Below are 13,445 nucleotides of genomic sequence, written 5' to 3' on the forward strand. Positions count from 1 at the left end.
CTACGCTTCACTAAACTTCTTCTTTATTTGATTGAATTGATAATATTAACAAACAATTTTACACACTTTTTATTACACTACCAGAAAAACACAGATTTCACAAATTTGCACAGAAAAATATGTGTTAATTTGTGAAATCTGTGTCAAAAAATTGAAGCAGAGCTTCGAGTAATTAAACTTAAAGAGATTAAAGAATATCCAAACTTCCTTTGCCTTCTCTGACAACAATGGGCTCATGACCTGACACATCAATAATGGTCGACCCCATATTGTCTCCATAACCTCCATCAATGACCATATCGACACGGTTTTGCCATTTCTCAAAAATAAGTTCTGGATCTGTAGTATATTCAATCACGTCGTCATCATCGCGAATTGAAGTTGAAACTATTGGGTTGCCCAACATTTTAACAATCTCTAAGGCAATTGCGTTATTTGGAATACGAATTCCGACTGTTGTTTTCTTTTTAAATTCCTTTGGTAAGTTGTTATTTCCAGGTAAAATAAAAGTATATGGCCCAGGCAAAGCCCTTTTCAACAGCTTAAAAGTAGCCGTGTCAATTTGCTTTACATAATCAGATAAATTACTTAAATCATGACAGATGAACGAAAAATTGGCTTTTTCTAACTTGACTCCTTTAATTTTCGCAATACGTTCTAAGGCTTTGGTATTCGTAATGTCGCAACCCAAACCATAAACGGTATCTGTAGGGTAAATTACCAGACCGCCGTTTTTCAAAACATCAACTACTTTTTTAATGGCAGCTTCATTGGGTTTGTCTTCGTATATTTTTATGAACTGTGACATGATTAATTTAGGATTTAGGAATTGTGATTTAGGAATTACCCAATCACATCCAATTTTGCAAAACGCAATAATAACTTTTTAATTCCACCCACTTCAAACTTAATTTCAGCTTTTTTATCAGCTCCAACGCCTTCAAGATTGATGACTTCTCCTTTACCGAAACGTTCGTGCATGACTACATTGCCAACGGTAAGCTTATTATCAAATAAATTGGCACTTCCTGATGGTGCGTTGCTGGAAACTGGTTTCAATTTCCGAATATTGATGTCCGATTTTGGTTCGTTGTCCGTAATGTATTTTGGTGGCGTTCCTCCTATTGGTTTAGCCAATCGCAGTTTCGACTTATCGATATCTCCAAAAATATCACTATCAATCATGGGTTTGTATCGGTAATTTGTTTCCTCTGCTGTAAGGTATTCTAGATATTCACTATTAATTTCTTCTATGAAACGCGAAGGTTCACTATCGGTCAATTTCCCCCAACGGTAACGCGATTGTGCATAGGTCAAATACGCTTGCTTTTCGGCACGAGTTAAAGCTACATAAAACAATCGGCGTTCTTCCTCCAATTCGCTTCTGGTACTCATACTCATGGCACTTGGAAACAGATCCTCTTCCATTCCTACCACAAAAACATACGGAAATTCTAATCCTTTTGCCAAATGTATGGTCATTAAAGCCACTCGATCTTCATCAGAAGTGTCTTTATCTAAATCGGTTGCCAAGGCTACATCTTCCATAAATTCAGACAAAGCACCACGAGCACCATCAATTTCTTTTTGACCTTCGGTAAAATCTTTAATACCGTTTAAGAGCTCTTCTATATTCTGAATTCTGGCAATTCCTTCGGGTGTGGCATCTTTCTTTAATTCCTGAACTAATCCTGTTTTTTTAGAAACATGATCGGCTAAATAAAAAGCATCTTGGTTCTCATTAATCACCTGAAAACTTTTAATCATTATCACAAAATCATGTAACTTTTGCTTGGTTCCAGAGTTGAGTTTCAAATCTATTTTATCAATGTTTTGCATCACTTCAAAAATAGACCGTCTGTAATGATTAGCGGCAATGGTAAGTTTTTCGATAGTGGTGTCGCCAATTCCACGAGCCGGATAATTAATCACACGAATCAAAGCTTCTTCATCTTTTGGATTAATGACCAATCGTAAATAGCACAAAACATCTTTAATTTCCTTGCGTTGATAAAACGACAAACCTCCATATATTCGATACGGAATATCTCGTTTTCTGAGCGCATCTTCCATAGCACGTGATTGCGCATTAGTACGGTACAAAATGGCAAAATGACCGTTCATCATTTGGTTTTGCATTTTCTGTTCCCAAATGGTGCTGGCTACAAATCGACCTTCTTCGCTATCGGTTATGCTACGATGTACTTTTATTTTGTTTCCAAAATCGTTTGCTGTCCAAACTACTTTGTCTAATTTGGTTTTATTTTTATCGATAATCGAATTAGCCGCTTCTACAATATTTTTGGTAGAACGGTAATTTTGTTCCAATCGATAGGTTTTTACGCCTTCATAATCTTTCTGAAAATTCAAGATGTTATTGATATTCGCACCACGAAAAGCATAAATACTTTGGGCATCGTCACCAACGACACAAATATTCTGAAATCTATCGGATAAAGCACGAACAATTAAATATTGAGAATGGTTGGTATCTTGGTACTCATCGACTAAAATGTATCTGAAACGGTCTTGGTATTTGGCTAAAACATCCGGAAAACGATTCAGCAACTCATTGGTTTTTAATAACAAATCATCAAAATCCATAGCACCTGCTTTGAAGCAACGCTCGACATAATTTTGATAAATTTCACCTAATCGAGGCTTTTTAGACATGGCGTCTTGCTCTTGCAATTCGGGGTTATTGAAATAGGCTTTTACTGTAATTAAGGAGTTTTTATAAGAAGATATTCGTCCTAAAATTTGTTTGGGTTTATAAATATCTTTGTCTAATTGCATTTCCTTTATAACTGCCGAAATCAATCGAACAGAGTCCTGAGTATCATAAATCGTGAAATTAGAAGGATAACCCAACTTGTCAGCCTCTGAACGAAGAATTCGAGCAAAAACCGAGTGAAACGTTCCCATCCATAGGTTTTTAGCTTCGCTGGCACCTACAATTTGAGAGATACGATTTTTCATTTCGCGGGCAGCCTTATTCGTAAAAGTCAATGCTAAAATACTGAATGCATCTACACCAAGGCTCATTAAATAAGCAATTCTAATGGTGAGTACCCGTGTTTTTCCAGAACCAGCGCCAGCAATAATTATCATTGGCCCGTCTTTTTGGAGAACGGGCTCTTGTTGTGCTTCGTTGAGTTGGCTAATGTATTGCTGCATTTCTAATATGGAATTGTTGTATGCAAAAATAGGGATTTAGAATGAAGAATTTATCATGAAAAATAAACTATAAATGATTTGTTTTAGAAGTGATTTTACTAAATAAAATCATTTAGAAATATAAAAATACTTTCAAATAAAAAGAAAAATTTAAACACGAATTTCACAAATTATCACAAATTGATTCGTGTAAATTTGTGAAATTCGTGTTATAGTTTTTTTGAACTATTTTTTCAGAAACACATCATACGCAAATCGGATTAATGTGCCAACCACAACAATCAAAAAGAAAATTCGAATGAATGTATTGCCTTGCTTTATAGCCAATTTTGCTCCTATAAATCCACCAATAGCATTGCAAATCGCCATTGGAACAGCAATCATCCAAATGATTTTTCCTTTGATCACAAACAAGCAGATTGAGCCGAAATTAGTAGCCAAGTTGACCATTTTTGCGTTAGCAGAAGCTTGAAGAAAATCGTAACCCAAGAGAATTACAAAAGCCAAAACTAAAAAACTTCCTGTTCCTGGACCTATAAATCCGTCATAGAAGCCAATAAAAAAACTAATTAATATGGCATATAAAATTTGTTGTTTTGAGGAATGAAATTTCTCAGCATGTAATCCGAAATTTTTCTTTACATAGGTATACACTACCAGTAACGAAAGTACAACAAGCAACAGAGGTTTCATGAAATCATTACTTACATAAGTCAAAACCGTAGACCCTAAAAAAGCGGATGGCACTGCTAAAACCATCATAATGAGTAGCAATTTCCAATTCATTTTTACTTTTTTGAGGTATTGAAAAGCAGCAAAAAAGGTTCCGCTAAAGGAAGGAATTTTTAAGGTTCCTATAACTGTTGCGACTGGCAAATTGGGCAAAAGAATTAAACCCATAGGAGTTTGAATTAAACCACCGCCACCTACAACAGCATCGACAAAGCCAGCAGCAAATGCAGCTAAGCACAAAAACAATAAAATTGCAGATTCAGTCATCGATAAATTTTATCAAAAGTAAGATTAAATTCGAAAAAAAATCCTTTTCCGTTTTGGTTCTACTAGTTATATTCTATTTTTGTTGCCATAAAATAAATATAAAATGGACGCTACTAAAATAATAGAATTGCTTGCTTATACCCTACCCGCTTTAATTACCGGAGTTGTGGCTTATTATTTCTTTGAATTGCACACCAAAAACGAAGAAGGAAGACGACGCTATTTATTGAACAAAGAAGCTCAAAAAGACGCTTTACCGCTCCGACTTCAGGCTTTTGAGCGCATGACTTTATATTTAGAGCGCATTAATCCTACTAAATTATTAATTCGCATTACTCCAATTTCTTCTAACAAAAACGATTATGAAAATTATATAATTTCGCAAATAGAACAAGAATTTGAACATAATTTATCACAACAAATCTACATGTCTAACGACTGTTGGACTATTATTGTAACTGCAAAAAATGCAACCATACAAATGATTCGCAAAGCCAATATGAGCGAACGAGTAGACAGCGCTGATAAGTTGCGCGAAGTTATTTTAAGTGATTTAATGGATAAACAAACTCCTAGTAATGCGGCTTTAAGCTTTTTGAAAAATGAGGTAAACGAGTTTTTATAATTCTTTAATTTCACTCATGATTTCGCTTTTGTTTTTAGCATATTCATGTCCTTGATGCCACCAATCTTTCATGCTTACTTTATTGAAAATTAATGCATTATCAGTTAATTTTATTGGTGTATAATACAGGTTTAGTTTGACATCTTTATTTTTTGCAGACAACTTCCCGATAGTTATTTCGTGTTTTTCGACCTGATTTAAAAGGGTTTGAAACAAATCGACCATCAGCGAAAAAGGGTTCTTTCCTATAACCCTAGCTTGAGTTTGTACTTCAGTTTCTAATATTACGACATCTATTTCTTTTGCGCCTCTTTGAATGGCTTCTCGAATAGGTACTAAACTAGAGAACCCACCATCACCATACTCAAATCCGTTTTTATTAACTAGACTCATAAACGGAATGTAATTGCATGAAATCCATATCCAATCACAAAACTCATTATAATTAAAATCTTTTATGCTTTTATACTCCACTTCATTTCTAGAAAGATTGGTAACGGTAACAATAACATTTGTTGGTGATGCTTTGAGTGTATTGAATTCTTCTTTCGTAAAATTTGCGGCAATATAATTTCTAAGGCGATGACTTTCGCCAAAAGTTCTTCGCCCTTTTATAAACTGAAGAAACACATTAAAATGATTGATAGAAACAGTATTAATATGGTCTTTATGCTTGACTAGAAAAGGATTAATATCAAAAATTTTATCCATACTTACATTGGTATAAATATTTCGAATTTTATCGACTTTTCCTAAAGCCAAATGCGGAATTAATAAACTTCCTGTCGAGGTACCCAAAAGCAAATCATAATTATGATTTTTTTCTTCTAATAAATATTGCGCAACCCCGCCAGCAAATGCTCCTTTACTTCCGCCTCCAGAAATGACTAATGCTCTCATAATTAAATACGTTTTTCATCTAGTAATCGTTGCAATTGGGTTTTTTCTCTAATGGGCAATTCAGGGAGAATCTCATTAAAAATAGCCCTATTTTTTTCTTCTTTTATTAATTTACGAATAGTATCCCGAGAGAATTTTACAAATTGCCAACGATGATTTCCAGTAGCATAAGCCAAACTTCTAAAAATTTCTTTCGTATTAATTTTTAAATTTAATAATTTTTGCAAAGCATTTTGTTGAATACCTGAATCATAATTAGTTCCTGTATAACTTAACAATTCCTGATAGATTTTGAATTTTTTAGCATCCTTTTTATCTGTTAAATAGGCTAATGAAAGATACTGTAATTTTAAATTTTTATCTTCAAAACCAATCCAGTTCTTTGAAAGTTCAATATATTTTTCTCTAAATTTAGGAAATTGTTTCCACAAATTGAATAGGGCTATTTCTTGTGTTTCATAGGATCTATCCTTCAACAACGTTTCATACTGCTCGCGAAAGCTTTCTGGAATAGCTGCCATACTGGAAGCTACAGCTTGGCGAACATGCAATTCGTTTGTTTTTAAAGCTTCTATTAATAAATAGTGCTTTTGTTCAAATGCCTTTGAAGCCGATTGATATACCAACAACTCTTTTATAGGAAAATAAACATCGCTCTTCATTAGTTTTACAATTGACTCTTTATCTTTAACTATATCTAGAGGTGTCGCTAATAATTGTAGGTATTCTTTCATAAAATCATTTTTTTGAAGTAAAGCATCAACTTCCTCATTGGGAAAAACACTACCTTCTAACCACCTTTTTCGAAATGACTTTGTATCATAATTAGAAATTAAATCAATTTCCGTCAAAAAATCATCAGTTGTCACGTTTTGAAAAGCACATTTTTCTAGGTACTTTTTTACAGCCAAATTGAATTTGTCTTTACCTAAAGCTTCTCGCAAGACATGCAATGCCCAAGCTCCTTTTTGATAAAAAGTTAATGAACTCGCTTTTTCGTTTAAAACCGGAATGGTATCTGTTTTTGAAGCCTGAGCAATTTGCCTGGATGATTTGTATAATTCGTTGTAAAAATACTGTTCTCCAAAAACTTCTCGTTCTGCCAATAACGCATAATAGGTTGCAAAACCTTCTTGAAGCCAATGTTCTTTTCCCGACTTAGCGGTTACTATATTTCCAAACCATTGATGCGCTAGTTCGTGTGCATTGATATTGAGATAATTCCTGTCATTATAACCAATGCTGTCAACAACAAAATCTCTAGAAAAAAGGGTTGTTGTAGTGTTTTCCATACCTGCATAAAGAAAATCTCTAACCGGTATTTGCCGATAAACTTCCCAAGGATAGGGAATGCCTATTTCTTTTTCAAAAAAATCGAACACTTGTTTACTGTATCTGTAGGTTGGTTCTATTTTGTTACTATCGCCATTTTCATAGTAAAACTCTAGAGGAATTTGTGAATTTGCTATTTGTGTTTGTTTTTGAAAATGACCAATAGCAAGCATCAACAAGTAACTACTCATAGGCTTTTGCATTTGATAGTGCCATGAAATACTATCGCCATTTTCAGTTTTATTTACTAAAACTCCGTTAGAAATAACTTCAAAACTTTTATGAAAAGCAATAGTCAAACCAAAAATCACTTTCTCATTTACATCATCAAAACTAGGCAACCAATTGCTGGTATATCTGCCTTGTCCCTGTGTCCAAATTTGTCCTTGTACTTTTTCAGGTGTATCCATTTCCTTTGAAAAATCCCAATTTACGAAATACATGGCTTGAGTAGGAAAAGCTTCATAGTTGAACGTTAAAGTATTTGTCCCGTTTTTAAAACCTTCAAAGAGTAAGAATTGCTTTTTATTGGCTTTAAATTTTACATCATACCCATTAATTTTTACATTCGAAAACTCCATTTTCTGAGCATCAATCCTAATGGTGTCGGTTTTTTGAATTACTTCAAAAGTATACTCGCATTTACCAACTACATTCCGTTTGATTGGATTTATCTCTAAAGTAGCATTAATAGTTTTAAAATCAACTACTTCTGTATGCTGTGCAAAGGTAAAAGTGGAAATAAAAAATACGAATAGGTATTTCATAAATTAATGTTGTTTTTTAAACCAATAAATAAAATGTTTAATACTAAAATGCCTATTACATTTTCATTAATTATAAAATCTTTACAGAAATAATAATTATGAGTTTTTCAATTCATTTTAATTTAAAATATAACTTTAAATGAAAAAACATGAATAAAATTATAAAACGAAATTAAACTAAAAAAATTAAGTTTAATAAATTAACTTTTTATGAAAATATTATGCATGCATAGTATATTATTTGAATTATTATACTAATTTTGTGTTGTATTTATACTTTAAATAAACGTAAACATGAAAATATTAGTTTGCATTAGTCATGTGCCAGACACTACTTCAAAAATAAATTTTATTAATGACGATTCACAATTTGATACAAATGGTGTACAGTTTGTCATTAATCCTAACGACGAATTTGGTCTTACAAGAGCAATATGGTTTCAAGAACAACAAGGCGCTACTGTTACAGTATTAAATGTTGGAGGACCAGAAACCGAGCCTACTTTAAGAAAAGCTTTAGCTATTGGTGCCAATGAAGCCATTAGAATAAATGCAAATCCTACTGATGGCTTTTTTGTTGCCAAACAATTATCTGAAGTCATAAAATCTGGAGGATATGATTTAATTATTGCAGGAAAAGAATCCTTAGATTATAATGGAGGAATGGTTCCCGGAATGATTGCTGGTATTTTAGGATATAACTTCTTGAACTCGTGTGTTGCCATTACTGTAGAGGGAACTTCGGTTAAAGCAGCTAGAGAAATTGATGGTGGAAAAGAAACTGTATCTACTTCATTTCCTTTAATTATAGGTGGACAAAAAGGATTAGTGGAAGAAAAAGATTTGCGAATTCCGAATATGAGAGGAATCATGACTGCAAGAACTAAAACTTTGACGATTCTAGAACCAATTGATGCGCCGTCTGAAACTAAAGCTGTAAAGTTTGAAAAACCTGCTCCAAAATCGGCAGTGAAATTAATTAGTGCTGATAATCTAGACGAATTAATAAATTTATTGCACAACGAAGCTAAGGTTATTTAATTTAGAATTTATACTACAAATGTTCAATCCAGTTTTTAGCTTCCAGATTCTGAAATCTAAAATCTACAATCTAAAATAATTATGTCTATTATACTATATGCAGAATCAGCAGAAGGAAAATTTAAGAAAGTAGCTTTCGAATTGGCCTCTTATGCAAAAAAAGTAGCTGCTTCATTAGGAACAACAGTTACAGCTGTTACCATTAATATTGAAGACGTTTCTGAATTATCAAAATACGGTGTTGATAAAATACTAAAAGTTACCGATGCTAAATTAGCTGGTTTTACTGCAAAGGCTTATGCGGATGTTATTAAACAAGCTGTTCAGAAAGAAAGTGCAAAGCTTGTTTTATTATCCTCGACTACTGATAGTTTGTATCTTGCTCCATTAGTAGCGGTATCACTTGATGCAGGATTTGCATCAAACGTTGTTGGGCTTCCGGTAAGTCTCTCTCCGTTTCAGGTAAAAAGAACTGCCTTTTCAAACAAAGCTTTCAACACAACTGAAATTTCAACAGCTGTAAAAGTATTGAGTTTGGCTAAAAACTCTTATGGTATTTTTGAAAGTGCAACTGCCTCAACTGAGGAAGCTTTTAGTCCGGCTATAAGCGATGCTGATTTTGGAATAAAAATTGAATCTTTAGAAAAATCATCGGGAAAAGTTACTATTGCCGATGCTGATATTGTCGTTTCGGCAGGTCGTGGACTAAAAGGTCCTGAAAATTGGGGAATGATTGAAGATTTGGCTTCTACACTTGGTGCTGCCACTGCTTGTTCTAAACCTGTATCTGATTTAGGTTGGAGACCTCACGGAGAACACGTAGGACAAACAGGAAAACCAGTTTCTACTAATTTATATATTGCTATAGGCATTTCTGGAGCCATTCAACATATAGCAGGAATTAACGCTTCGAAGGTAAAAGTGGTCATCAATACTGACGCAGAAGCTCCTTTCTTTAAAGTAGCCGATTATGGTGTAGTTGGAGATGCTTTTGAGATTGTTCCGAAATTAATTGAAAAATTTAAAGCTTTTAAAGCTCAAAATTCATAAACAAATAAAGACTAAAGGTAAAGGCTTTCTGAATCACAAAATTTAGAAAGCCTTTCTTATTTGCATTTAAGTTAGAAAATATTTTGTAATTTTATACATTACATTGTACTTTTGCAACTATGAGCTTAGTAAAATTAACTATTAAAGGAATTTCATACAGTCAAACCCAAAATGGTGCTTATGCATTGATTTTGAATGAAGTGGATGGAGAAAGAAAATTACCAATCGTTATAGGCGCCTTCGAAGCACAATCTATTGCTATTGCTTTAGAAAAAGAAATCAAACCCCCTAGACCTTTAACTCACGATTTGTTTAAGAATTTTGCTGATCGTTTTGATATTGTTGTCAAACAAGTCATTATTCATAAACTAGTTGACGGTGTTTTTTATTCGAGTATTATTTGTGAAAGAGACAAAATTGAAGAAATCATAGACGCCAGGACTTCTGATGCTATAGCCTTGGCATTACGGTTTAATGCGCCCATATTTACCTATAAAAACATTCTTGAAAAAGCGGGTATTTATTTAAAATCAAATCCTTTGGATGTTACAAATAAGGACGATCAAAATGCCGATGGCATTCTTTCGGCTCCAGAAACATTTGGTAACGAGGAAAGCAATCAAGCAGGAGATACTTATGTAAAGCATAGCCTATCGGAATTAATGACCCTTTTAGAAGGAGCCGTTCAAGAGGAAGACTATGAAAAGGCCGCTAAGATTAGGGATGAAATTTCGAAAAGGGAAGCTTAGTTCAATGTGCTGTTATTATGCTCGGTAATTAATTATTTTGTAAACAACTTGTTATAAACTTATCCTATAAAGACGAAGATATTGCTTCGTTCCTCGCCATACCATGAAACAATACCACGATTTAGTACGACACGTTTTAGAAAACGGAACCCAAAAAGGAGATAGAACAGGAACGGGAACAAAAAGCGTTTTTGGATATCAAATGCGATTTGATTTGAGCGAGGGTTTTCCTATGGTTACTACGAAAAAATTGCATCTAAAATCTATTGTTTATGAGTTGCTTTGGTTTTTAAAAGGCGAAACTAATATTGCTTATTTAAAAGAAAACGGAGTAAAGATTTGGGATGACTGGGCCAATGAAAATGGCGAATTAGGACCTGTTTACGGGCACCAATGGCGCAATTGGAATAGTGAGGAAATTGATCAAATTACGGAATTGATTGCTACATTAAAGGAGAATCCCAATAGCAGAAGGATGCTTATTTCGGCTTGGAACCCTTCGGTTCTACCCGATACTACGAAGTCATTTGCTGAAAATGTGGCTAATGGCAAAGTAGCGTTACCACCTTGTCATGCTTTTTTTCAGTTTTATGTTGCAGAGGGTAAACTTTCTTGTCAGTTGTACCAGCGCAGTGCCGATATTTTTCTTGGTGTGCCTTTTAACATTGCTTCTTATGCCCTACTCACTATGATGATTGCACAAGTTTGTAATTTAGAAGCGGGAGAATTCATTCACACTTTTGGAGATGCACATATTTACAACAATCATTTTGAACAATTGGAACTGCAATTGTCACGCGAACCTAAACCGCTACCTAAAATGATTTTGAATCCTGAAATTAAAAACATTTTCGATTTTACTTTTGAAGATTTTACTTTAGAAGGTTACGAGCCTTACCCACATATTAAAGGAGCAGTTGCCGTATAATTGTTTTTATAGGCTTTATTCATTGTTTTTTTGGGGTATTCTTGCAATTGCAACCTAAATGCTATATTTCTCGTAGGAATGCGGAGCATTTTTAGGTCTTATTTAGGTGTTTTTTAATATTGTACGCTTCTCTTTTTTAAAAACATTTTACATACACTCCATATACACTATCTATGCCTTTGCTATGCCTTTAATATGCTTATTGACCCGTCCTGACCCGTCCTAAAATAACTATACAGGTTAATAAATAAATCCTACTATAGTTATACAAATATAATTATAAAATGTAACCTTTTTTTTCTAACTTGGTACTTTAAATTATTCGCCACATGAAATGGAATGCTAAAACCGTGAAACACAAAGGAGAAAGCCGTATTGCGGTTTTTTTTGAAAAAGATGATGAATTAATTAGCCGAATAAAAGCTATTGAAGGTTCGAGATGGAGTATGCAAATGCGAGCTTGGCATTTGCCTGATACGGATGAAAACCGCATTCGTTTTCAACTCAAACGATTGGTTGACTCTATCCCTAATACTGATGGAATTGCTCAAATGACTCGTTTTAAACAATGGATGCGCTCAAAGCGGTATAGCGAAAGTACTATTACTACTTATAGCGAAGCTTTGAAATCATTTTTGATTTTTTACAGAGAGAAGTCGATTGGTGCTATAACGAATGAAGATATTATAATTTACAATAATGACTTTATACTGAAGAATAATTTTTCGGCTTCCTATCAGAACCAGATTGTGAATGCTCTTAAATTATTTTTTAAAACTACACAGGATACCCAAATAGCAATAGAGAAGATTCACCGGCCCAAACGCGCTAAAGTATTGCCAAATGTTTTGAGCAAGCAAGAAGTAAAGGCAATTTTAGAAGCTCACGTAAATATTAAACACAAAGTCATGTTATCGATGATTTATAGTTGTGGTTTGCGCTGTGGCGAATTATTGGCGCTTCAACCGGTACATATTGATTCGGTTAGAAACATCGTTTTACTGAAAAATGCCAAAGGGAAAAAAGATAGAATTGTGCCATTAAGCCCAAAATTATTAGAAATGCTTCGAGATTATTATAAAGTATGTAAGCCCAAAACCTATTTATTTGAAGGACAAACTGCAGGGTTACCCTATGATGCTCGAAGTTTGCAGCTCATCTTAAAACAAGCATTACAAAAAACGGGAATTACAAAACCAGCCACTTTGCACTGGCTTAGACACAGTTATGCTACCCATTTATTGGAAAGCGGCACTGATTTACGTTACATTCAGGAATTATTGGGACACAACAGCAGCAAAACCACCGAAATTTACACACATGTAAGCACCAAAAGTTTGCAACAAATAAAAAGCCCTTTTGATGATTTGTAATGAAAATTTAATATATTTGGTTTTAAGGAAAAGCGAAACAAACCTTCGCCTATCTACCTAAATTAGGGTGTATATACGAAGGTTTGTTTCGCATATATACTAGTTAGCGGAAACCGAGAAGATAGTGGCTAAAAGATAATCCTTCTGTAAATCCATTTGTTTGTACTGACATATCCCATTTTTTAGAACCTAATAAATTCCAAAAATAAGGGCGTTGGAAAATTTCAAATCTATAATCCCAATATTCACCACCAAAAATCGGGTCAATATCTTTTACAATTTTAAATCTAATTAATGGTTGTTTTTCAGTTGTGAAATAACCATCTTTCTGCTCCGAGAAATCGGCTTCCGCTAACAGTGGTTTTGACTTATTGCCGTTTTCGGCTTCATTTGATGTTGGTTTTGTACTTTCTAACATTAGTTTTAATTTTAAAGTCTTGTGTTTAGTCGGCAACAAGACAAAGCCACGAAACGTTAGCGGTCAGGCTAAAAAACAGACATCAC

Annotated in this window: 12 protein-coding genes; 6 read left to right on the plus strand and 6 right to left on the minus strand. The window is 33.8% G+C overall.

From position 1 onward, the window contains the following. Positions 1–187 precede the first annotated feature (187 nt). From ACFQ0S_RS11760 to ACFQ0S_RS11770, 3 genes are all read right to left on the minus strand, one after another. A complete protein-coding gene (locus tag ACFQ0S_RS11760; protein WP_379758633.1) occupies positions 188–808 on the minus strand; it encodes an L-threonylcarbamoyladenylate synthase in 621 nt (206 codons plus the stop codon). A gap of 35 nt (positions 809–843) precedes the next feature. Continuing rightward, a complete protein-coding gene (locus ACFQ0S_RS11765) occupies positions 844–3,177 on the minus strand; it encodes an ATP-dependent helicase (RefSeq protein ID WP_379758636.1) in 2,334 nt (777 codons plus the stop codon). Between the two features lie 225 nt (positions 3,178–3,402). After that, entirely contained in the window at positions 3,403–4,176 is a 774-nt protein-coding gene (locus tag ACFQ0S_RS11770) for a sulfite exporter TauE/SafE family protein (RefSeq protein ID WP_379758639.1), read from the minus strand. Positions 4,177–4,279: 103 nt separating this feature from the next. Between ACFQ0S_RS11770 and ACFQ0S_RS11775 the strand changes: the two genes are divergently transcribed. After that, complete coding sequence (locus ACFQ0S_RS11775) at positions 4,280–4,801, plus strand: DUF7935 family protein (protein ID WP_379758642.1); 522 nt, start codon at positions 4,280–4,282, stop codon at positions 4,799–4,801. On the opposite strand, the gene ACFQ0S_RS11780 is transcribed toward ACFQ0S_RS11775, so the two are convergent. Together ACFQ0S_RS11780 and ACFQ0S_RS11785 are read right to left on the minus strand one after the other, a co-directional pair. After that, complete coding sequence (locus ACFQ0S_RS11780) at positions 4,796–5,701, minus strand: patatin-like phospholipase family protein (RefSeq protein WP_379758644.1); 906 nt, start codon at positions 5,699–5,701, stop codon at positions 4,796–4,798. The two genes, ACFQ0S_RS11775 and ACFQ0S_RS11780, sit on opposite strands and share 6 nt — an antisense overlap. A 2-nt stretch (positions 5,702–5,703) precedes the next feature. After that, positions 5,704–7,800 (minus strand): M1 family metallopeptidase, encoded by a 2,097-nt coding sequence (locus ACFQ0S_RS11785; RefSeq protein WP_379758646.1) that lies wholly within the window; start codon positions 7,798–7,800, stop codon positions 5,704–5,706. Positions 7,801–8,094: 294 nt separating this feature from the next. Here ACFQ0S_RS11785 and ACFQ0S_RS11790 point away from each other — a divergent pair, with 294 nt between their 5' ends. The 5 genes from ACFQ0S_RS11790 to ACFQ0S_RS11810 all read left to right on the plus strand — a co-directional run bounded on the left by ACFQ0S_RS11790 (position 8,095) and on the right by ACFQ0S_RS11810 (position 12,941). After that, complete coding sequence (locus tag ACFQ0S_RS11790; protein ID WP_379758649.1) at positions 8,095–8,841, plus strand: electron transfer flavoprotein subunit beta/FixA family protein; 747 nt, start codon at positions 8,095–8,097, stop codon at positions 8,839–8,841. Positions 8,842–8,922: 81 nt separating this feature from the next. Further along, positions 8,923–9,891: an electron transfer flavoprotein subunit alpha/FixB family protein gene (locus ACFQ0S_RS11795; RefSeq protein ID WP_379758652.1), complete on the plus strand. Its 969-nt coding sequence runs from the start codon at positions 8,923–8,925 to the stop codon at positions 9,889–9,891. A gap of 119 nt (positions 9,892–10,010) precedes the next feature. Next, positions 10,011–10,640, plus strand: a complete 630-nt coding sequence (locus ACFQ0S_RS11800; protein ID WP_379758655.1) for a bifunctional nuclease domain-containing protein — start codon at positions 10,011–10,013, stop codon at positions 10,638–10,640. A gap of 103 nt (positions 10,641–10,743) precedes the next feature. Beyond that, a complete protein-coding gene (locus ACFQ0S_RS11805; RefSeq protein ID WP_379758658.1) occupies positions 10,744–11,568 on the plus strand; it encodes a thymidylate synthase in 825 nt (274 codons plus the stop codon). A gap of 329 nt (positions 11,569–11,897) precedes the next feature. After that, entirely contained in the window at positions 11,898–12,941 is a 1,044-nt protein-coding gene (locus ACFQ0S_RS11810) for a tyrosine-type recombinase/integrase (protein WP_379758661.1), read from the plus strand. A 103-nt stretch (positions 12,942–13,044) separates the two neighbouring features. Here the strand turns inward: ACFQ0S_RS11810 and ACFQ0S_RS11815 are convergent, their stop codons facing one another. Then, on the minus strand, positions 13,045–13,359 hold the full coding sequence (locus ACFQ0S_RS11815; protein WP_379758664.1) for a hypothetical protein: 315 nt from the start codon (positions 13,357–13,359) through the stop codon (positions 13,045–13,047). Positions 13,360–13,445: the final 86 nt, after the last annotated feature.

Origin of the sequence: Flavobacterium myungsuense (assembly GCF_042677265.1) — a bacterium.
In the GTDB taxonomy this organism is placed as follows: Bacteria; Bacteroidota; Bacteroidia; order Flavobacteriales; family Flavobacteriaceae; genus Flavobacterium; species Flavobacterium myungsuense.